The sequence below is a fragment of the Bacillus cereus group sp. Bce019 genome, from assembly GCF_051781745.1.
Lineage (GTDB): Bacteria > Bacillota > Bacilli > Bacillales > Bacillaceae_G > Bacillus_A > Bacillus_A cereus.
On sequence record NZ_JBPWJX010000019.1, the window covers coordinates 19,261 to 40,405 of the forward strand.

The following is a 21,145-nucleotide window of genomic DNA, read 5'->3' on the forward strand; positions in this document are numbered from 1 at the left end:
AGAGGAGATTTATTTTTCATGAAGTACAAAGCAATAGCCGCAGGTTTATTAGCAGCAAATTTACTAGCACATCCAATTAGTAGTTTAGCAGAAACGAAGAAATTTCCTGATGTTTCAGATAGTGCGTGGTCGAAAGACGCAATTTATTATTTAGTAGAGAGAAATGTAATTAACGGTATGCCAGATGGTAACTTTATGCCATACGGAAATTTAACACGTGCCCAGGCAGCAAAGATTATCGCAACAGCAATTGGTGCTAAAGTAGATCCAAATGCAAAGCCGTCTTATAATGATGCAAAAAATAGTTGGGCAGCTTCATTTATTGCAGCCATGGAAAAAGAGAATATTATTAAAGGGCGAGAACCAGGAGTATTTGATCCTGAAGGAAAAGTAACTCGTGCTGAAATGGCAGCTATGCTTGTAAGAGCATATAATCTGAAAAGCAAAGTAACAGGACCAGTTCCTACAAAATTTTCTGATTTAGAGAATCATTGGGGTAAAGAAGAAGTTAATATTTTAGTAGAATTAAAACTTTCTTTAGGTACAGAGGATGGCTGGAAACCGAATGATTCTATTACGCGTGAACAAGCAGCTCAGCTTACTGCGCAAACAGATAAATTTAGCAAGAATAGTGATCGTCCAGTAGAAACAAAGACAATGTATATAGATAGAAAATTCATTACATATCACGCACCATCATTAAGTTCTGGGATTAGTGCAAATCAGCATAATCCACAAATGGTTGAAATTAAAGAAGAACGAGATGGATGGATTAAAATTGCAACAAGTAACGGTGATAAATGGACACCTCTAGTAGAGAAAACAGAAGTTATTAATGAAGGATTCACTACTTATGCAGAAGCTTCTTCTTCTTCAAAAGTAATGGGAACACATAACGCACAGCAAGTAACTGTTATTGAAGAGAGCGGCAGTTGGATTCGTATCCGCATGGGCGCTGGTTTCCAATGGGTTAATAAAAATCAATTAAATCCAGTGAAGCAAGGTAACTTCTTAGAGGGCAAAGCGATTATCATTGATCCAGGTCATGGTGGAGTTGATTCAGGTAATCCAGGTTATTATGAGAAAGAAAGTGAAACTGTATTAGATGTATCATTGCGATTACAGAAGATATTTGAGAAAAAGACACCATTTACTGTGTTATTCACTCGTACAGATGATACACGTCCAGGAACAAGTGCTTCTGATTCTTTAAAGAAACGTGTAGAATTTGCTCAAAAAAATAATGGGGATATTTTTGTAAGTATTCATGGTAATGGTACGGAAAGTAAAAATGGACAAGGTACAGAAACGTTTTACTATGAATCAGCGACAGCAAGAGGAACAAATCCTAACGTATCAGAAAGTCGTTTACTAGCAGAAAAAATTCAAGAACGTCTTGTAGATGCACTGGGAACAAAAGATCGTGGTGTGAAAAAAGGCGATTTATACGTAATTAGAGAAAATACAATGCCAGCTGTATTAGCAGAATTAGCATTTGTAGATAATAAAAGTGATGCAGATAAAATAGCTACACCAGCGCAGAGACAAAGTGCAGCGGAAGCTATTTATCAAGGTATTTTAGATTACTATGAAGAAATGGGTAACAACGTGTCTTCTTTCCGTTAATAAATAATAAGAGATTGCCATTGGCAGTCTCTTTTATTTATTAACGTTTCTCTTTATTTCCGGCATATGATATCATTTAATTTTATATACAAAAGTATTTGAGTAATTGTAATTAGAACAATTTTAAACGATAGAGGATGATAATAGATTGAATAATCATAGTAAAACACCTGCCTGTATATATACGTATGCATTTCGTGAGGAGGAGCGTGCTTTATGTTACTTGGAAATGCGCTCGTTCTTTGGAATGGAGTCCCACGTTAATATTTTAAAAAGTGATGTCAAAATTGACCCGAGTAGAAGTGCGTTTATGAAAGAGCGAATTGAAGTTATGTATGAAGGAGATGACTTAGAAAGCATTTTAAAACAAGTGGAACAAATTGATTTGGCGGGAGCGACATTTAAAGTTATCTTCGTTAAAATCAATGACCTCGTTGGGGAGAATAAAATTGAATATGGAGAAAGACGTCTTATTGAACGAGACCTTGGCATGCATATTGAAGGAGAAGCGGATGTTCGTAATCCAGAGCGTGTATTCGGGATTGTTCCTCTTGGAGGACGCTGGTACTTCGGGCACTATGTAGAAAGCGAACCAGTTTGGTATCATCACATAAAAAAACCGCATAGCTATTCGACATCACTTAGCACACGTGTTGCGAGATCGGTTGCAAATATCGCTGTACCAAATCCAGAGGGAGTACGAGCAATTGACCCGTGCTGCGGTATTGGAACAGTAGTAGTAGAAGCACTTTCTATGGGGATTAATATCGTTGGTAGAGATATTAATCCACTTGTAGTTCTTGGAACGAGAAAAAACATCGCACATTTCGGATTTGAAGGAACAGTAACAAAAGGTCCAATCGAGGAAATTACTGAGAACTATGACGTTGCCATTATCGATATGCCGTACGACTTATTTACGCATGCCACACCAGAAGACCAGCTCTCCATTCTTTCAAGTGCGCGCCGCATCGCTAAAAAGGTAGTCGTTGTAACGATGGAGACAATGGATGACATGATCCATGAAGCAGGATTTGAAATTACAGATCGCTGTATTACAAGAAAAGGGTCATTTACTAGACAAATTCTTGTTTGTGAATAAGAAAGGAAGGTCACCCGTTTGGGTGACCTTTTTAGTGTAGTTTGATGTGTGATTGATTGACAGCTTGTAGGCGGCGATAAGTTGATATTGTGATAGGAGAATCTATTACTGTTCTTTTAATTTTTCTTGTTGTGCGATTAATAAATTGCGTAATATGTGCCCGCGGTAACTTTCTAGTTTTCGTCCTTCATGATAGCGTACGCCTAATTTTTTTAGTTCAGCTACGTACCAGCCCTTTGTTCCGTAATACATGGGATCACTTCCTTTTTGCTTTTGAACAGTATATGTTGGGGGGCGAAGTAACTTTACATTGAAAATAATAATGATAAAAGGAATTTTGCATGTGTGTACCAGTGAAATTGCAAAGTTATCGAGGTGTTTTATAACGTAACGTCCAAGCCGTGTATAAAAAAGTAGACAGTTGTATATGAATTTGTTGAAAAAAGAATACACATTGCTGAGGGGATTTGGAAAAAGTAATGCTATACGATTTGGCATGATACTTGCGTTGGAAATAGTATCAACGTATAGGGGAGAGATAGAAATGAAGGTTAGTAAAATATATACAACGATTGATGCACACGTAGCTGGGGAGCCGCTTCGAATTATTACGGGCGGAGTGCCAGAAATAAAAGGAGAAACGCAGCTGGAAAGACGCGCCTACTGTATGGAACATTTGGATTACCTTCGTGAAGTTCTGATGTATGAACCGAGAGGGCATCACGGGATGTACGGTTGTATCATTACACCGCCTGCAAGTGCTCACGCTGATTTTGGCGTATTATTTATGCACAATGAAGGCTGGAGTACGATGTGTGGTCATGGCGTTATCGCTGTTATTACGGTTGGAATTGAAACAGGTATGTTTGAAGTAAAGGGGGAAAAACAAAAGTTCATTATTGATAGCCCGGCTGGGGAAGTCATTGCGTATGCAACATATAACGGGAGTGAAGTAGAATCTGTATCATTTGAAAATGTTTCTTCCTTTGTATACAAAAAAGACGTTCCTATTAAAATAGATAACTATGAATTTCAAGTAGATATCGCGTTTGGAGGAGCATTTTACGCTGTAGTAGACTGTAAAGAATTTGGTCTGAAAGTTGATTTTAAAGACTTGCCTGCTATTCAAACGTGGGGCGGTAAAATTAAACATTATATAGAGAGCAAAATGGAAGTGAAGCATCCACTTGAAGAAGGTTTAAAAGGGATATACGGCGTTATTTTTTCAGATGAACCGAAAGACAAAGGTGCTACGCTACGAAATATAACGATTTTTGCTGATGGGCAAGTAGACCGTTCTCCTTGCGGTACAGGAACTTCAGCGAGAATCGCAACTCTTTTTGAAAAAGCTACCTTGCAAAAAGGAGAAGTATTCATCCATGAATGCATTACTGATGGGAAATTCGAGGGAGAAGTATTGTCGGTAACAGCGGTAGGTACATATGAAGCTGTCGTTCCGAAAGTAACGGGGCATGCATTTATTACAGGGTTTCATCAGTTCGTTGTAGATCCGAGAGATGATTTGAAACGGGGATTTTTGTTAGGATAAAGTGAAACTTTAATCAGTGGAGGGGTTCCCCACTGATTATTAGTTGAACCAATCGGGTTTTTACGGGCAGTTGATCTCCCGTGTAACTTCTTTGTCCAACCGAATTTTTAGATGGGAGTCTTACTGCCCGTTAATACGGGATAGAAGGAGGGGGTGGAAAGATATGCTAGTTATAAGCGCGAACGAACAAAGAAACTTAGTAAATATGAATGAAGTTATTGAATACGCGGCGCTTGCTTTAAAAGAATTTTCCGCAGAAAGAACGATTACACCAATAAGAGGCTCATTACCATTTGCGAACGAGCAAAATACGGCATTAATTATGCCTTCAGTAGCGGAAGGACTTGAGGCACTTGGAGTAAAAATAGTAACGGTAGTCCCGCAAAATAAACAGATAGGAAAGAAAACGATCAACGGGATTGTGATGCTATTAGACTTTCAAACGGGAGAACCGCTCGCACTTTTAGAAGGATCGTACTTAACGATGATCCGAACAGGCGCCTTATCAGGAGTAGCGACAAAATATTTAGCTCGTCATAACGCAAAAACTTTATGCATTATCGGCACGGGTGAACAAGCGAAAGGAATTGCTGAAGCAATATTTGCGATTAGAGATATCGAAAAAGTCATCTTATACAATCGCACAGAAGAAAAAGCATATGCATTTGCGCAATATATACAAGAGAAATTAGGCAAACCAGCTTACGTTTACAAGGATCCAAATGAAGCGATACGTGAAGCAGACATCATCGTCACAACTACGAATGCATCCACACCAGTCTTCTCAGAAACACTACAAAAAGGCGTCCACGTAAACGCCGTCGGCTCATTCAGACCGAGCATGCAAGAACTACCCTCACATGCCATAGCTAAAGCAAACAAAGTAGTAGTCGAATCAAAAGAAGCAGCACTAGACGAAACAGGAGACCTTCAAGTTCCGATAAAAGAAGGTTTATTCAAAGCAAACGCCATTCACGCTGAACTTGGTCAAATTATAAGCGGAGAAAAAGCTGGACGCGAAAATGATGAAGAGATTACTATTTTCAAATCAGTTGGTTTGGCGGTAGTAGATATTATCGTTGCGAAGTATTTGTATGAGAGAGCGGTGGAGCAAGGAGTAGGGAATAAGATTGAGTTTTGAGACTGCCTTTTGGTGGTCTTTTTTTCAATTCATCAAATGTCATGATAACCTCCTAAATGTGTTTTTGTCTTTAATTTCATTCTACATTTTCGATCATATAAAACAATCATTTTAGAGGGGTTTTCTGTAAGTTGATAGTTTTTTAACTCATTTTATGAGGCTACTTATTCGTGGTCTTTTTATTTTCTCCTCCGCATAAATATAGTTTATCGCAAGAATGCATTAATAGATTACAAACTTTCTACCTTTGCGAAAAAGTTTGACAATACATACCGGTAGTGGTAATTTAAAACCTATAAGAAAACTCGGTATTAATTCCGAGTTTTCTTATAGGTGTAAATAGTCGAGAGGGGTCGAAATATGAAGAAGAAGTTGTTTGTATTACCATTTGTCCTACTATTATTTATTGCATTAGCTGCTTGTTCAGGGGAAAAAGATTCGAAGCAAGCGGGCACTAGTAAATCAGGGACTCCGAAAGATGGAGGAACGTTAACGATTGGTGTTAGCGATAATCCAGATACGATGAATCCGCTTTATGCGAATGATCGTGTGTCATTAACTGTGCAGCAAGCTTTATATGCACCGCTATATCATATGGAAGACGGTAAGAAAAAGTTTGTTCTTGCTGAGAGCTTTACGCCTTCAGAGGATCAATTAACATGGACTTTAAAACTAAAGGATAATTTGAAATGGCATGACGGTAAGAAGATTACATCAGACGATATTGCATTTACATTCCAATCTATTTTAGATGAGAAGCAAAATAGTTCAAGCCGTGAAAACTTTATTTTTAAAGGAAAGCCGCTTGAGGTGAAAAAAGTGGATGAGCTAACGACTCAATTCGTCTTACCACAAGTAAGCGCATCTTTCGAAGGTGTGATGAATGATTTCTTCCCAATTCCGAAACATGTATTTGAAGGGGAAGCAGATTTAGCGAAGAGTAAGAAAAACTTACAACCTGTAGGGTCAGGTCCGTTTAAGTTTAAAGAATATAAATCAGATGAGTACGTTGCATTAGATCGATTCGATGATTATGTAGGTGGAAAAGCTAAATTAGACTCTATTGTATACCGCGTTGTAAAAGACCGTAATACAGCAAATGTTTCACTGCAAAATGGTCAAATCAACATGAAGATGATTGAGCCACAAGATTTTAAGAAATTAGATAGCACTGGGAACTTCTCAATGGTAACATTCCCTGAAGGTAGATTATTCTACTTATCTTATAACATGAATACAGATTTGATGAAGAAAAAAGAAGTGCGCCAAGCAATTGCGCATGCGTTAGATAAAAAAGAAATGATTAACTCAGCATTCGTTTCGGGTGAATTTGCAGAACCAGCAAATTCAATCTTAACGCCAGACGCTATGTATTATGCGAAAGATATTAAAGACTATAAGTATGATAAAAAAGAAGCGAAAGATTTATTAGCAAAAGCTGGCGTGAAAGATAAAGAAAAAGTACGTGTGATGTATGTAACGAATAATAAAATCATGGAAAGCTTAGCACTTTATACACAACAAAAATTAAAAGAAGTTGGCTTAGAAGTTGAACTAAATGCATTAGATGCTAGTGCAGCAAGTGAAAAAGGCTTAGATAAAGAGAATAAAGAATATGACATTACATTTGGTGGTTACATAATGGGACCTGAGCCAGATTCATATAAGAGCTTATTCTTAAGCAATGCTGAATACAATTATGCACGATATAAAAACGCTAATTTCGATAAGTTATGGGAAGAAGCTGCAGTTGAAACAGATAAAACAAAACGCGCAGAGCTATACCATAAAATTCAAGAGACAGCTAGAGAAGACGTACCTTATCTACCAATCGCGTATCCGAAAGCAGTTATTGCAGTAGATAAAAAGTTTGATGGATTAAAAGAAGCGAAAGCAATTCCTGTCACAATGTTTGAAGATCTATCTAAGATTTATGAAGTGAAATAAGAAACAATAAAGAAGCTGGTGGAAATCAGCTTCTTTAGCTTGAGGGGGGAAGTTTGTGTATAAAGTAATTGCGAAGAGGCTTTTAAATGCAATTCCGCTTTTATTTGTTATTTCTATTATTTCTTTTCTATTAATAAAGCTAGCGCCGGGGGATCCTGTTCGAAACTTTGTAACGCCAAACATGAGTCCAATTGATGTGGAGCGTATTCGCAAAAGTTTAGGACTAGATCAACCAATTTACGTGCAGTATTTTTTATGGTTAAAAAACATTTTAACAGGAAACTTTGGTTACTCACTTCAAAATCATCGTCCTGTTTTGGAACTTATCACAGAAAGATTACCTGCAACAATTGGATTAATGGGATCATCTTTACTCGTCTCATTCGTAATCGCAATACCGCTTGGACTATTTACAGGTGTGAAAAAGAATTCATTCTTTGACCGCATTGTAAACTTTATTTCATACGTTGGTATTTCTATGCCGGTTTTCTGGTTTGCACTACTATTAGTCTACTTATTCTCTTTAAAATTGAACCTACTTCCGAGTATGGGTATGCGCACAGTAGGTAAAGACTCTGTCTGGGATATTGTGCAACACGGCATTTTACCTTGCATGGTGTTAGCGTTCCAAAACGTATCTGTTTATATGAGATATATTCGTTCAAGTACGATTCAGCAATTAGAAGAAGAATATGTACAAATTCAATATGCGTACGGCGCTTCAAAGAAAACAGTGTTATTTAATCACGTACTTCGAAATGTATTAATACCGATCATTACAATTTTCGGATTATCGATTCCAAGTTTAGTAGGCGGAGCGTTTATTACGGAAACAGTATTTTCATGGCCGGGTCTTGGTTCACTTGGGGTAAATGCTATTTTTAGATTTGATTATCCGATTATCATGGCAATTACATTACTATCATCATTCATGTTAATTCTCGGTAACTTAATTGCTGATATTTTATATGGCGTAGTAGATCCGCGCATTCGAATGAGGGGGTGATTTGGAATGAATAATAGGAGATTTCAAACGATAAAACATAGCTTTACGAAAAATAAGTTTGTTGCAATGGGAGTTATTATACTTGCGGTTTTAACGGTCACATCAATTTTCGCATTCGTATCGCCGTACGATCCTAGCAAAATGTCGATTCCAGATCGCTTACAAGAACCGAGTATGAGTCATCCTTTCGGAACGGATGATTACGGAAGGGATTACTTAACGAGAGCGTTATATGGCGGACGAGTTTCGCTTGCGGTCGGTTTCCTTGCGATGGTTGTTTCTATTACAATCGGTACTGCAGTTGGAACAATTAGCGGGTATTTTGGCGGAAAGTTAGACAACTTTTTAATGCGAGTTGTTGAAGTGCTTATGTCAATTCCATCATTCTTTTTAATGCTACTATTAAATGCGTATTTAAAACCAGGAATTACGACGTTAGTTCTTATTATCGGATTACTAACATGGATGGACACCGCCCGTATCGTAAGGGCAGAAATGTTATCTGTAAAAGAGCGTGAGTACGTTTTATACGCAAAAGTATCAGGACAAAAATCACTTATGATTATTGTAAGACATATCATTCCTAACATTTTATCAACCATTATTATCGCTGCGACATTAACAATTGCGACATCGATTTTAATGGAATCATCACTTAGTTTCTTAGGATTAGGTATTAGAGAACCAGATTCTTCTTGGGGCAGCATGCTAAACAATGCGCAAGGATATATTGGTGAAGCTTGGTATTTAACACTCTTCCCAGGATTCCTTATCCTTTTAACGGTACTTAGTTTTAACGTAATTGGTGAAGCATTGAAGAAAGCTTTCGCACCAAAAGGAGCCGGACATGAAAACTAAAGTGTTAAGTGAAAGGAGTGAGAAGCGTGTCTGAAAAACTACTAGAAGTGAAAAATTTAAAGACTTCTTTTTTCATAGAAAGTGGCGAAGTTGAAGCGGTTCGCGGCGTTACATTTCGCTTAAATAAAGGAGAAGTAGTCGGTATCGTTGGGGAATCTGGAAGCGGGAAGAGTGTAATGGCGAAGTCTGTTATGTCTCTCGTTACGTCACCAGGAAAAGTGAAAGAAGGGGAAATCCTTTTTCATAATGAAAACATACTTTCTAAATCTGAAAAAGAATTGCGTTCTATTAGAGGAAATCAAATTTCACTTATCTCTCAAGACCCAATGTCAGCGCTAAATCCGGTCGTGAAAATTGGAAAACAAATGACGGAAGTAATTATACGTCATCAAAAAGTGAAAAAGAAAGAAGCAGAGCAAATCGCGATCAACTTGTTAAAACAAGTCGGCCTTTCGTCACCAGAAGAAAGGGTAAAACAATATCCGCATGAACTAAGCGGTGGTATGAAGCAGCGGGTTATGATTGCAATGGCGATGTCTTGTAACCCTGACCTTCTTATTGCTGACGAACCGACGACTGCACTTGATGTAACGATACAAGCACAAATACTAGATTTAATGAAAAACTTAAAGAACGAAACGAATATGGCGTTACTTCTTATTACGCATGACTTAGGAATTGTCGCGCAAAACTGTACGCGCGTCATCGTTATGTATGGCGGGCTTATTATGGAAGAAGGACCTGTACTTGATATTTTCCAAGCGCCGAATCATCCATATACGAAAGGGCTATTAAACTCTCTGCCAAAAATATCGAACGGTGTAAAAGAAAGACTCGCTCCTATTCAAGGTGTAACGCCAAACTTATTAAATCCACCACAAGGTTGCCCATTCGCAGAGCGTTGCCCGTATGCGATGGACATTTGTGAAAAAGAACGTCCACCATATTTTGAAATCGGAAACGAAAGACGTTCCATGTGCTGGTTAAATGATAGGGCGGTAGGTGATTCCCATGCATGAAGAAAACTTAATTGAAGTTCGGAACTTAAAAAAGTATTTTCCTATTAAAAAAGGACTATTCGGTAGAAAAACAGAGCAATTAAAAGCAGTCGATGACTTAAGCTTTACAATTAAAAAAGGTGAAACATTCGGGTTAGTAGGAGAATCTGGCTGCGGAAAATCAACGACAGGAAGAAGCATCATTCGTTTACACGACGTCACTTCAGGTAACGTTTTATTCGACGGAAAAGATATCGCAAGTTTAAAGGAAAGTGAACTAAAAGAATATCGAAAAAGAATGCAAATCATTTTTCAAGATCCATACGCATCATTAAACCCGGCAATGAACGTATTCCAAATTATTAGTGAGCCAATGAACATTCATGGATCTTATGAAAAAGAAGAACAAAAAGAAATCATATTAGACCTTCTTAAAAAGGTAGGCTTAAAAGAAGAACATTTATATCGCTACCCGCACGAATTTAGCGGGGGCCAGCGCCAGCGCATTAGCATCGCGCGCGCACTATCTGTAAAACCAGACTTTATCCTATGTGACGAACCAATCTCAGCACTAGATGTCTCAGTCCAAGCGCAAGTCGTAAACATGCTGCAAGACATCCAAGAAGAAACAGGCGTCACATACTTATTCATCGCACATGACCTATCGATGGTAAGGCACATATCAGACCGCATCGGAGTCATGTACTTAGGAAACATAGTAGAAATTGCCGACAGCGAAGACTTATACACAAAACCGGCACATCCATACACACAAGCACTACTCTCATCTATGCCAGAACCAGATCCAACAAACACTGGTAAAGACCGGATCATCCTAGAGGGTGAAGTTCCAAGCCCGCTCAACTCACCATCCGGCTGCAAATTTAGAACGCGCTGCAAATTCGCCACTGAAAAATGCGCACAGGAAGTACCGAAGATGGTTGAGATTGCGAAAGGGCATGAAGTGGCTTGTCATTTGTTTTAGAGGGAGAGCACTAGGGGGGACCTGGTGCTTTTTTGTTTTGTTAGTAAAGGATGGGGGCGTTTCTATACTAATAAATTTTATTTAGAATTATAGCGTAAAGTAATCTTTATTCGTATATCAATATAAGATAAAGGATCGGAAAATAAGATGACAACTTTGAGGTGTCATCTTATTTGAATTTCTTATCATATAATTTTCCTATACCTAATGTTAATAAAAAACATAACAATGATAAAGGGATATAGTAGTATATGAGTTTGTTTGGTGTATCAAAATAGCTTGGGTATGCATAATAAATTGGGAAAACAATAAAACAATGTAAAAGAAAGTACGAAACTCCTAAAATTAAGTTTTTCATAGATGATCATCTCCTTACTAGAGATTAACGATATTTTGTTTGTGATTTGCCTTTAAAGTTTTTTTGAGAATACATTACCACTTTAGAGACGCCACCAGGAGTCCCAGAGCTATATGTAATTATCATAGACATTGGTTTCCAATATGCAGAAGCAACTGAATAATATGTTCCTGCAATAAAACTACCCGCCGCGACAAGATTACCTCCTAAAAATCCAGAAAGCCCAATTAATGCTCCATTCATTAAGTATACATTTGTCATATCTGCTATTTGTCTAGTATAAGTCGTGCCTGGTTTTCCGCACTGTATAGCAGGATAACATGTATATTGAGTTATATTAGGTAATATTATTTGTACCTCTTGTTCAATTAATTCATTTTCTAACTCTTCCGCATAAGAATTAGCAGGTGCTACTGCTAACATAGAAAATGTACAAAGTGTAGATGTTACCCCAATAAACGTCTTTTTTAGTTTCATAACGATTCCCCCATCCTATTGTAAATGATGTATTTTTCTGTATATTCTTATATTATTTGTTTTATTTACAAAAATATAGGCTTTTTTAAATATATTAAACATGTTAAACTTTGTGTATGCGCTTTCAAATATGATTAACGAACTAAATAATACATGTCATAATCGAATAGAAGAGAAGTGAATTTGATTATTTTTCCGTTATACAATTCAAAAAACCTCTACATATAAGTAGAGGTTTTTAAATTATATATGAATGAATTATGCTTTTTTAGATAAAGCAAATCGAGTTCAGGTAAACGAAAAACATAGAATACATAATTTTAACTAGACTTATTATTAGCTAGTGTATCCCCACCACCAAGCTCCGCCTCGATCTGCGAAGTCTTCGATGACTCATCCATACGCCAATACGTAATAAAGCTTATCGCGATACATCCAGCTACGTAGAAGTAGAAGAGTGATTCCATTCCGATACTCTTTAGCCATAATGCGATGAACTCAGCTGTTCCGCCAAATATCGCAACTGTTAGTGCATATGGTAAACCTACACCAAGTGCGCGAATTTCAGTTGGGAAGAGTTCGGCTTTTACAATTGCGTTAATCGATGTGTAACCAGTAACGATAATGAGACCGACCATCATGAGTAAAAATGCTATCATGGGTTCTACATCCATCATTTTTGAAACTTGGTGGATATGGAGGGTTTTGGTTTTGTGATATCTGTGGGATTTCTTGTTAGTTTCTACGGGATTTGTCGGTAAGTCGATATAATTGGATAATCGTTAATATATTTTTTTAAGGTGTGGCATTCATTGACAGAAAGAACGGTCCGAGCTTATGCTACAATGGAAATAGCTTGTAAGTAAGGAAGTGAAAGTATGAATGGTATACAATTTATTCAATTGTATGTAATGAAAATTGCTGAAAAGATTGATGAATTATATATACGTGAAGAACAAGGTATAACAACTCTCCCCATTATAAAACAGACCCCGCGTAAGATTATAAAAACAGCAGAACTTCTTTTTAGTGAAGAAGAAGTTTCAGATGTTTCTACTACTATTACAAAAAACTTTTATTCACCTAATGTAAGGAAAAGAGAAAGTGATGTTTTAAAATGGTTAACAATGCATGAAATGATCGATTGTATAGAACGAGGAATTTTAATTAAGGAAGTTCGTTTTGAGAAAGACGAGAAAACTGTTCATTCCATTTTTTATCGAATGGGATATGGTTTGTTTACATACATGGAAAAGAAACAACAGTTAGAAAAGGGAAAAGAGGAAGAGGCTTTCCGAAAGTGGGCGAAGGAAAAGCAGTCTATGCCAAAGTACATAAATGAGTATACGGAAAGATTATGGCACGTTTTGTGCAATATTGAAAGTGATTTGTCTTCTATAGATGAAAAACGCTGGTCGTTTCAGAAGAGGCTCTTATTTGTAGACTTTCTACTTGCCATATATAAAATGAGTTGTGAAAAGCGTACGTTTGATTGGAAAGAGATTGGAGCGACGTATTATGAAGTGATTGGTGGCTCTAAAAAGTTTGACCAACATAAAAAAGAGTTTCTCGATAAGCTAGAAGATATGTTAGATGCTCCGCCGCATTGTTTAGGATTGGTTAGTTTAGGAACAGTGACGCCTATCTTTTTTTGCGGGAATTTATATGAAGGTAATACGCGCTATGAGTGTGATACGGTACGTTCATTAACGGATTTAGTTGTATTTCGTTATGAGTATAAAACGGATGCGAAGGTTTTATGGCTCGTTGAAAATAGAGCGGTATTAACGAGGATGGCAGCGGAGAGTGATTTTGTAGCAAGTACAGGTAGTCTCGTTATCGGAGTGGATGGGCAATTACGTAGTGGGCATAAAAAGTTGATTCAAAGCGTATTGGATCACTCGAAATCTATTATGAAAATTATGATTTGGACGGACTATGACGGTGCGGGTGAGATTATTAGTGGTAAGTTATTCGAACTAGTTTCTCCGTATGAACAGTATACGAGATGGATTTCTTCAGAAGGAAAGGTATTAAATAAGGAAGAATTTGAGCAATCCGTTCGTTTACGCGAAATTGAACAAGAAGAGAGCTTAGGAGGCGTGGATACTTGGAAGAAATGGATCAGTCAGTAATTTCGATTTTACAAACAGATCCGTCGCATGTTTCAGTACGAAATGCGATGAAAGATCTAAATAAATTATCAGGTGTTATTTCGGAGCTTGGGCAGAGTGAATATTTTAATGATCCATTGAAAACATACGAGTTTTTACTACTATTAAATATTTTAAACGAAGAAGCGTTAGGATTGACGTCTTCTATTGAAGATGTGCGTACGTTGAAATTTCGTTACCGTAATATGTACGGCGGGGACCCGTCGATTCGTTTAGAGCATTTCATTAATATTTTAGATAAATATGGATGGATTGCAAAAGGGAAAAGCAAGATTACGATGATGGACGTTGGGAAACGAATGATTGATGTATTAATCAGGCTAGCAAACGATTCACTAGCGTATTACATGCAAGATGAAATAACGAGATCTTTATATCAAGCGAATCGCGATGCAGATTTAAGTGAAGCGTATGATGATAAAGGTGTATCGGGCGGAAATAAGTTAGCGAGTATGATTAAAAATGTAGAAGAAGCGGTAGAAAGATTAAAAGAGAGAGAACTGGAATATTTAGCAGATCGATATGCATTGCCACAAGTACAAATTATTCATCGTTTAATGAATGAACTAAATGCTCGTTTTGAAGAAAGGTTCCAAAAGTTTCAAACGTTTGAAGAAAGCCTGGTGCTAGAGCCGCTTGTGAAAAGGGGTACGAGCGTTATGTTTGAAGGATCGCAAGTGAGCCTTGGAACGATTAAGAAGATTTTGCATTTTACGCATATTCAACAGTCTACAGTTGGAGCGAATATCCGTCATGATGCACTTCGGCGATTTATTGAAAATTGTTTTACGAAGCAAAATATGGAATTGCCAGATGCGCATGAAATTTTAAGCTTTATGGAGCAAGACCGTAGAGAAGGTGAGAGACAAGATGGATTATGGATGCCAGTACAGTTTGCAGCCCCGCTATCAAGTGGCGCAATTTCTAGTGGTATTCAGTTTTTAGAAGAGTACGAGCCCTACACAGATCATATAGAAGAAGTTGTTGAGGAAGAATATGAAGATATAGAAGAAATGTCAGAAGCTGAAGTGAAGAAGCTATTGGCAGATCAGCAGTGGAGTATGACGAAAGAGCAAATTCAAACGGAACGATTAGAAGAGTTTCTTATGGAACAAGAAGAAGTCGATATGGAAGAACTCGTGCTTGAAGCCGGTTCTAATACGTGGGGAGATGCGGTAAATGCATTAATCGCGCTGTCGGCTTTAACGGCTAATAATAAGGCAGATATTGTGGATAATCAAAATGTAAAAGAAAGAAATATAGAAAAAGAATGGAAATGGGGTAGTGAAGATGATAGGCGAAAACGAGTTAGAAGCCGGACAGGGAATTAATCCGCTTGCGAAATTAGGAGAACTTCGCTACATATTATCGCGTGATGAAGAGCATACTTTTATGCAACTATTGTTTTCATCTTCAGCACGTATGAGGGCGACAAACTTTGGCTTACGCCGAAAAGAAGTAGTGAAAATGCTTGGATTACAAAGTGATGATATAGAAGGATTTGAGTCATTTATGAAGCGTATAAACGGTGCGCTAAGTGGCTATTTTCAGTGTATATATGATGCAAGGCGTGACCAAGTTATTGTGATGATGCGAGTGCCAGCAAAGCAGGCGAGAGAAGTATTATCTTCAGAAAGCCTCGGGTTACTTATGTTTATTTTTTATCATCAAGAAGTGTTGCAAAATGAATTTACGTTATTTGATCAATTGCTTAGTGCACTTGGGCATGAAACGTTGCAAGCGCGTAGAAAAGTACAAACGAATTTAGATCCACTCTTAAAAATTGGGGCTATTACGAAATATGATTCTCAATCACAAGAAGAGGCGTATACGTTAACGGCAATTGGAAGCAGAATGTTTTCCGATTCGTTCTTGCATAGGGCAGCTGAGTTCAGTCAGTCGCAACAACTCCATATGGACGATGTTTTAAAATTCTTTAAGCGCTATAACGTAGGAGGTGGAGAAACGATATGATTCCATACCGTATTTCTTTTTCTGGTATACGTGATTATAAGCCAAGAACGATTTCTTTAATGGGAAAACGTGACCACATTTTAATCTCAGGTGCAAATGGTGCCGGGAAATCAACGCTGACATTTTGCTGGGGCGCTGTTATGGCATCTACGAAAGTAAATGTGGAAGGACTTCGGTCGAAAAACCTTCCAGACAATAGAGTGTGGCGAGCAAAAATCGAACTTATATATGAAAATGATGGATTTATAGATGCAGCACAATTTGTGAGATTTACACTTGATCTAGAGCAAGAGCCAGGTCATCCATTGAAAAAAGAATATTATATTGCAGAAGGTGACCGGGTAGATGAGTGGGAGCAAGAAACACGCTTTTCATCTTCGGATAAGCATTTTAACTTTAGAGAGTATAAAAGAATGCTTCTTCAAAAATATAAAATTGATCCAGATGCGTTTTATTTAATTTGGTACCAGCAAGATGTAAATCAATTTGCTGTCATGAAGCCAGAAGAGAGATTCCGTATTTTTAGCGAAATGACAGGAATTGAAAGTATTCAAAGGTCATGGGAGTCCTTTAAAGAACAAGAACGTGATAAGGAATCGATTTTACAAACAGCTCGTAACAACCAAATTCAATATAAGTTCGAGCTGGAGAGATGGGAAAACGAAAAAAATCGTTATGAAGATCAACAAAATCGTATGAAAAGCGGGATTGTACAATATAAAACGGCCTTATGTACATTAGAAGATTATTATTATACAGAGCGTATGAAGTATAAAGATGAGCTAGAAGAGATGAAAGAGAACCTTGATGAGAAGTATGAAGAGGCTCAGCAAGGAGAAAAACAGTTTGCACAATTAGAGGCGGAGTTACTAGCGAAACAAGTAGAGTTTCAAAGTGTAGAAAAAGAGCGTGAAATTGTCGAAGAACGACAACTACAGTACAAAAAGGAAAGTAAAGATAAAGAGCGCGAATGGAACGCAATGAAAGAAGAGATAAAAGACGTAACAGATCGCGTGAAAAATATAGGGATTAGTGAAAAAGTTGTTAGAGCCGAAAAGAGTAGTAAAGAACAGCAATTGCAAGAAGCTGAAAAGGAGAAAGTATATACAGAGCAGCTTATTCGTGAGACAAGCCATAATTTAAATGAATTAAGGTCAGAAGTCGCGAAGTTAGAAGTGCAAGTAGATAATGATGAAGCAGCTGTCGTTTCTGCAAAGAATTACATAGAGCAATATAAATCTAGCTTTTATATGGAAGAAAAGCATAAAAAGGTAGAAGGTATGATGAGGCAAACGAAGGATCTTGTAGAAACGGTGAAAAAAGACCTTCAGCAAAAGTATGAAGAGAAAAAACAGCTAGAGTTAAATCGTTACGTAAGTCCAAGGCAAGAAGAAGGGCTTAGATATTTCAGAAGACAAGGGTTACAAGCGTATCCACTTCGAGACTTAGTTGAATTAGAAAGTGACGCAGAATTTCGTAATGAGGATATTTTAAATACAATTAAATATGCCATTTTCGTAGATTCAAAAGACTTTACACCGCCAAATGATTTGTATTATGTACCATTGCCACTCATTGTTCCAACTGAAAGTGTCATTTCATTACCGCAGTATCAGTTAAGAATTAAAGAAGGGGACAATGAAAAACTTGTTTCTGTAGCGATGAAAGCTTTATGGTGGGTAAAACAATTTTTCACAGGTGAACAGCCATGTATTCAAAAAGGTAGTCTAATGGATATAAGGGGATTACGTGGTGAACAAGAGAAACCAGAATACATTTTAAGTGAAAAAGCAATTATGCAACGTCTAGAAGAGACAGGGAAATGGATTGAAGAAAACGAAAAGCAGCTCATCCAATATGAACGCGATATTCATACGCTAAAAGAAGAGGAAAGAAAACTTCACGATATTGTATACAAAGTAAGAGATGCAGAAGCAGTGTTACAAAAAGCTGCCGAACGTATATTTAGAACCGAACAGTTAGGACGAAAAACAGAAGAGAAACAAAGATTAGAACACGAAATCCAAAGACTATACGCAATCAACCAAGAATTGCATACACGTATATCTCGCTTAAGAGAACGTCTCGAAACATTAGAACAGTACGAAATGATATACGAAGAACTGCATAAAGAAAAAGAAAAAATTGCACATATGCAAAAGCTAGAACAACTTCATAAAAATTTACTAGAAGAGCTCAAGAGAGTAGTAGAACAAAGAGATGAGCTTGACGATGTTTGTAATAGATTAGAAATTGAATGTAATAAAGTGAATCAAAAAACGAAACAACAAAAACAAGAAGTAGAAGAATTACATACGTATATTCAGCGTTTAGAGAAGAAAAAACAAGATGTGCAAGAGTATTTCATCACGACAGAAGAAAAATTAGTGAGCATACAAAGAGAAAACCATGATGTGAATGACACGTACCGAAAATTGTTAGAGCAAGTAGGCTGGGAAAAACAAATAGAGAAATGGTCTGAAGCGAAAGCAATTTCTCAAAAACAAAATGCAAAGATTGAGTTAGAAGGAGCGTTAAGCCTAACGGTTGATCCACTCGCACCGGAAAATTACGCGAAGATGAAAGAAGAAAACGAAAAAAGTAATGCCGAACTGCATAACGCAGAACAAATTTTAAACGAACTTCGCGAAAATATAGCGCTTATGAAAGAACGTCTAGAAACAACGATCCAAATGAACGCGCACAAAATCCATAAGAAATTTGAACAGTATATGGAACAATTCCATTTCGAAGGAAAAGTAGAATGGAACATGGACACAAATAAACACGGCGACATGCGCTATTATTTATACATAAAAGCGCGCAAAAAAGGTCACCGCGGCAAAATGGAAGACATCAGCGCCAAAGGACGTGGAGGAAAAGTAGGAAGCGGCGTATCAGGAGGAGAAGAATCCCTTTCATCCCTACTATTCGCACTAGCCTTACTGCAAACAATCGAAGCCTCCCCAGGTTACATCATCCTAGACGAATACGACAGCGCCCTAGACGACAGCCGAAAAGAAAAAGTCTTCACCCTATTCGAAGAGGAACTAAATCGGAAAATGATCATCGTCTCACCAAAAAGTCATGATCCAAACTACTTACAACACTTCTCGCAAGCATTAACAGTTATGCACGATGCGAGTGTGCCGGTTAGTCGGATTTTGCAGATTAAGAGGGCGGTAGAAGAAACTGAAACTGTAATCAAGGGAAACTGATTACTAGCCCGCTCAAGTGTTTTTGTACGGGCATCATTCCTACATCAAATTTTGGTGTGGGAGCTTTATTATCAGTTAATATGGAGATAGAGTGAGTAAGGAGGTGTTTGTAAATGATAGCTGATACATTTATATTGAATTTTGTTAGAGAATTTCAAAGCAGTTGAGGAATTTAATTTAGATGAGATTAATAATATGTTAGATTGTATATTTTAACCTTAATATATTTAAAGGAAGGGGACTCTCTATGAAATTGCTTCGTTCATTTCTCATTTTCACTCTTGTTGTATTGTTAAGCGCATGTAATACAGCAATAAAAGTCACAAAGGTTCAAAAAAATGGCGAAACGACTTTAACAATTGGTTCTTTGCAGGGGTATTACGATGTACAAACGCTTAAAGCTGAAAAAGGAAATGTGGAAATTCCTTATGAGGCAGCAGTTGAAGAAGGTACGATTTTATTGCAAGTCACAAAAGATGATAAGGTCATTTATGAAGAAGAAGTCACTTCTCAAAAAGAAGGTTTGCTTTCTTTTGAAGCGCCAAAATCCGGATCATATGATTTAATTGTACGTGTGAAGGGTGAAGAAGAGAAAGCGAAAGGAATTCAAATACATACGAAGCTATGAAAAAACGGCAAGCGGAGTATACTCGCTTGCCGTTTCCATTTCCAGTTGGTTCTGGCATAACAAATGCTCATCAATTTTAAGAAGTAAACGTAAAGTAATTCTAAAATATACAATATTTCACTTTCGGCGATGTAATCTCTAATAAAAGATCCAATAAATTTCATAATGTAAATATTTAATTCTAATCATTAAAAATCCTACTTTTTCTTACTTTAATTGTTTCTAAAATATAAAGAAGAATACCTAAACCAAATATTTTTTCAGCATTAGAAATATTATTACCTAATTTAATAATCGGTACATTTAAGCCAAATCTTTCACTCCATTCTAAAGGCATATATCCCCTCTTGCAGTTTATTAATATACGATCATCCATTGTATGAAAAGACGTTTCGAAAAAATCAAATTCCACTTCTATCTCAGAAATTTTTATCTCTTTTTCATTCATCAAAGAACCACGTACCATTCCAAATCCTTGTATCATATTTTCTTTAAACATACCTACACAATTATAATTCGAATCATAAATAGCCCAATCATAATTTTCAACTTCACTTTGAAAATATGCAAGGATTTCTCCATCACTTGCTTCCAATCCAAAAACTTCTTTATTTTTTAAAATAGGTAATGTTGAAGAAATCATCTTTGTTCCTGCTACATATCTTCCATCAGGAGTATATAAACCTAAATGTTTATTATTACCGGGTAATTCTAACAAAACATAAGTATCAATATCCCAAAATGTTAAATCATTTTTAATTATATTTTTTTCTAGTAAATTTCCTTTTCTTAATTGCCAAAATCCAATACTAAAAAATACAAGAGAAGCTATAATAATTAAGATTACTGGTCCCCAATTAATATTACCCCAAGTATTATACATACCAATTAATCCATAAAGAAAAAGCCCAGTTCCAATTAAACACTTCAACTTTCCCTTTTTTTTATAATACTCAAATAATTCCACATAAACACCTCTATCAGTTGGTCTTAATATTTCAATTACCTTTCAAATAGGGGGCACATTACCGAAAGTGAAAAATTGTATGCTAAGGGTGTAAAAACCTATTATAGCAGGTTTTATAGACGTTATATTTACCTTTA

At 36.9% G+C, this 21,145-nt stretch carries 17 protein-coding genes and 1 pseudogene; 14 read left to right on the forward strand and 4 right to left on the reverse strand.

What is annotated here, in order from left to right; genetic code table 11:
* The first annotated feature begins 18 nt into the window (after positions 1–18).
* The gene (locus ACS2QP_RS21525; protein ID WP_438882810.1) at positions 19–1,626 is read left to right on the forward strand and encodes an N-acetylmuramoyl-L-alanine amidase; all 1,608 of its coding nucleotides are present in this window, start codon (positions 19–21) and stop codon (positions 1,624–1,626) included.
* Between the two features lie 148 nt (positions 1,627–1,774).
* Positions 1,775–2,728, forward strand: a complete 954-nt coding sequence (locus ACS2QP_RS21530; RefSeq protein WP_001059319.1) for a TRM11 family SAM-dependent methyltransferase — start codon at positions 1,775–1,777, stop codon at positions 2,726–2,728.
* Positions 2,729–2,833: 105 nt separating this feature from the next.
* Here the strand turns inward: ACS2QP_RS21530 and ACS2QP_RS21535 are convergent, their stop codons facing one another.
* The gene (locus tag ACS2QP_RS21535; protein WP_154818493.1) at positions 2,834–3,064 is read right to left on the reverse strand and encodes a YflJ family protein; all 231 of its coding nucleotides are present in this window, start codon (positions 3,062–3,064) and stop codon (positions 2,834–2,836) included.
* A gap of 208 nt (positions 3,065–3,272) precedes the next feature.
* Here ACS2QP_RS21535 and ACS2QP_RS21540 point away from each other — a divergent pair, with 208 nt between their 5' ends.
* The 7 genes from ACS2QP_RS21540 (at position 3,273) to ACS2QP_RS21570 (ending at position 11,212) form a co-directional block, all read left to right on the forward strand.
* Complete coding sequence (locus tag ACS2QP_RS21540) at positions 3,273–4,277, forward strand: proline racemase family protein (protein ID WP_438882811.1); 1,005 nt, start codon at positions 3,273–3,275, stop codon at positions 4,275–4,277.
* Between the two features lie 163 nt (positions 4,278–4,440).
* Positions 4,441–5,418 carry an ornithine cyclodeaminase family protein gene (locus ACS2QP_RS21545; RefSeq protein ID WP_438882812.1) on the forward strand — a complete coding sequence of 326 codons (978 nt, stop codon included), beginning with the start codon at positions 4,441–4,443 and terminating at the stop codon, positions 5,416–5,418.
* Between the two features lie 360 nt (positions 5,419–5,778).
* Positions 5,779–7,365 (forward strand): ABC transporter substrate-binding protein, encoded by a 1,587-nt coding sequence (locus tag ACS2QP_RS21550; RefSeq protein WP_119683013.1) that lies wholly within the window; start codon positions 5,779–5,781, stop codon positions 7,363–7,365.
* 55 nt (positions 7,366–7,420) lie between these two features.
* Entirely contained in the window at positions 7,421–8,371 is a 951-nt protein-coding gene (locus ACS2QP_RS21555) for an ABC transporter permease (protein ID WP_000278778.1), read from the forward strand.
* 6 nt (positions 8,372–8,377) lie between these two features.
* Positions 8,378–9,229 carry an ABC transporter permease gene (locus ACS2QP_RS21560; RefSeq protein ID WP_438882813.1) on the forward strand — a complete coding sequence of 284 codons (852 nt, stop codon included), beginning with the start codon at positions 8,378–8,380 and terminating at the stop codon, positions 9,227–9,229.
* A 26-nt stretch (positions 9,230–9,255) separates the two neighbouring features.
* Positions 9,256–10,248: an ABC transporter ATP-binding protein gene (locus ACS2QP_RS21565; protein ID WP_336745263.1), complete on the forward strand. Its 993-nt coding sequence runs from the start codon at positions 9,256–9,258 to the stop codon at positions 10,246–10,248.
* Positions 10,241–11,212, forward strand: coding sequence for an ABC transporter ATP-binding protein (locus ACS2QP_RS21570; RefSeq protein ID WP_332284623.1), 972 nt, complete (start codon positions 10,241–10,243; stop codon positions 11,210–11,212). Before ACS2QP_RS21565 ends, ACS2QP_RS21570 begins: the two co-directional genes overlap by 8 nt.
* 382 nt (positions 11,213–11,594) lie before the next feature.
* On the opposite strand, the gene ACS2QP_RS21575 is transcribed toward ACS2QP_RS21570, so the two are convergent.
* Together ACS2QP_RS21575 and ACS2QP_RS21580 are read right to left on the reverse strand one after the other, a co-directional pair.
* Positions 11,595–12,047, reverse strand: coding sequence for a hypothetical protein (locus ACS2QP_RS21575; RefSeq protein ID WP_438882814.1), 453 nt, complete (start codon positions 12,045–12,047; stop codon positions 11,595–11,597).
* Positions 12,048–12,367: 320 nt separating this feature from the next.
* Positions 12,368–12,712, reverse strand: a pseudogene (locus ACS2QP_RS21580) (alpha-ketoglutarate transporter); the annotation flags it as partial.
* A 213-nt stretch (positions 12,713–12,925) separates the two neighbouring features.
* Here ACS2QP_RS21580 and ACS2QP_RS21585 point away from each other — a divergent pair.
* The 5 genes from ACS2QP_RS21585 (at position 12,926) to ACS2QP_RS21605 (ending at position 20,041) form a co-directional block, all read left to right on the forward strand.
* A complete protein-coding gene (locus ACS2QP_RS21585) occupies positions 12,926–14,182 on the forward strand; it encodes a histidine kinase (protein WP_438882815.1) in 1,257 nt (418 codons plus the stop codon).
* Positions 14,158–15,552 (forward strand): hypothetical protein, encoded by a 1,395-nt coding sequence (locus ACS2QP_RS21590; RefSeq protein ID WP_153581922.1) that lies wholly within the window; start codon positions 14,158–14,160, stop codon positions 15,550–15,552. The genes ACS2QP_RS21585 and ACS2QP_RS21590 overlap by 25 nt, the downstream gene beginning before the upstream one ends.
* A complete protein-coding gene (locus ACS2QP_RS21595) occupies positions 15,512–16,195 on the forward strand; it encodes a hypothetical protein (RefSeq protein WP_438882816.1) in 684 nt (227 codons plus the stop codon). Before ACS2QP_RS21590 ends, ACS2QP_RS21595 begins: the two co-directional genes overlap by 41 nt.
* Positions 16,192–19,413 (forward strand): hypothetical protein, encoded by a 3,222-nt coding sequence (locus tag ACS2QP_RS21600; RefSeq protein WP_438882817.1) that lies wholly within the window; start codon positions 16,192–16,194, stop codon positions 19,411–19,413. The genes ACS2QP_RS21595 and ACS2QP_RS21600 overlap by 4 nt, the downstream gene beginning before the upstream one ends.
* Before the next feature lie 247 nt (positions 19,414–19,660).
* The gene (locus ACS2QP_RS21605) at positions 19,661–20,041 is read left to right on the forward strand and encodes a BA_1872 family lipoprotein (protein WP_326263088.1); all 381 of its coding nucleotides are present in this window, start codon (positions 19,661–19,663) and stop codon (positions 20,039–20,041) included.
* 181 nt (positions 20,042–20,222) lie between these two features.
* Here the strand turns inward: ACS2QP_RS21605 and ACS2QP_RS21610 are convergent, their stop codons facing one another.
* Positions 20,223–21,008, reverse strand: coding sequence for an ABC transporter ATP-binding protein (locus ACS2QP_RS21610; RefSeq protein ID WP_326263089.1), 786 nt, complete (start codon positions 21,006–21,008; stop codon positions 20,223–20,225).
* Positions 21,009–21,145 lie beyond the last annotated feature (137 nt).

What these genes read in the sequence shown, in the direction of transcription:
- ACS2QP_RS21560 (WP_438882813.1), top strand. Translation starts at nt 8,378, where the DNA reads ATGAATAATAGGAGATTTCAAACGATAAAACATAGCTTTACGAAAAAT.
- ACS2QP_RS21605 (WP_326263088.1), top strand. Translation starts at nt 19,661, where the DNA reads ATGAAATTGCTTCGTTCATTTCTCATTTTCACTCTTGTTGTATTGTTA.
- ACS2QP_RS21595 (WP_438882816.1), top strand. Translation starts at nt 15,512, where the DNA reads ATGATAGGCGAAAACGAGTTAGAAGCCGGACAGGGAATTAATCCGCTT.
- ACS2QP_RS21540 (WP_438882811.1), top strand. Translation starts at nt 3,273, where the DNA reads ATGAAGGTTAGTAAAATATATACAACGATTGATGCACACGTAGCTGGG.
- ACS2QP_RS21525 (WP_438882810.1), top strand. Translation starts at nt 19, where the DNA reads ATGAAGTACAAAGCAATAGCCGCAGGTTTATTAGCAGCAAATTTACTA.
- ACS2QP_RS21545 (WP_438882812.1), top strand. Translation starts at nt 4,441, where the DNA reads ATGCTAGTTATAAGCGCGAACGAACAAAGAAACTTAGTAAATATGAAT.
- ACS2QP_RS21600 (WP_438882817.1), top strand. Translation starts at nt 16,192, where the DNA reads ATGATTCCATACCGTATTTCTTTTTCTGGTATACGTGATTATAAGCCA.
- ACS2QP_RS21550 (WP_119683013.1), top strand. Translation starts at nt 5,779, where the DNA reads ATGAAGAAGAAGTTGTTTGTATTACCATTTGTCCTACTATTATTTATT.
- ACS2QP_RS21570 (WP_332284623.1), top strand. Translation starts at nt 10,241, where the DNA reads ATGCATGAAGAAAACTTAATTGAAGTTCGGAACTTAAAAAAGTATTTT.
- ACS2QP_RS21575 (WP_438882814.1), bottom strand. Translation starts at nt 12,047, where the DNA reads ATGAAACTAAAAAAGACGTTTATTGGGGTAACATCTACACTTTGTACA.
- ACS2QP_RS21585 (WP_438882815.1), top strand. Translation starts at nt 12,926, where the DNA reads ATGAATGGTATACAATTTATTCAATTGTATGTAATGAAAATTGCTGAA.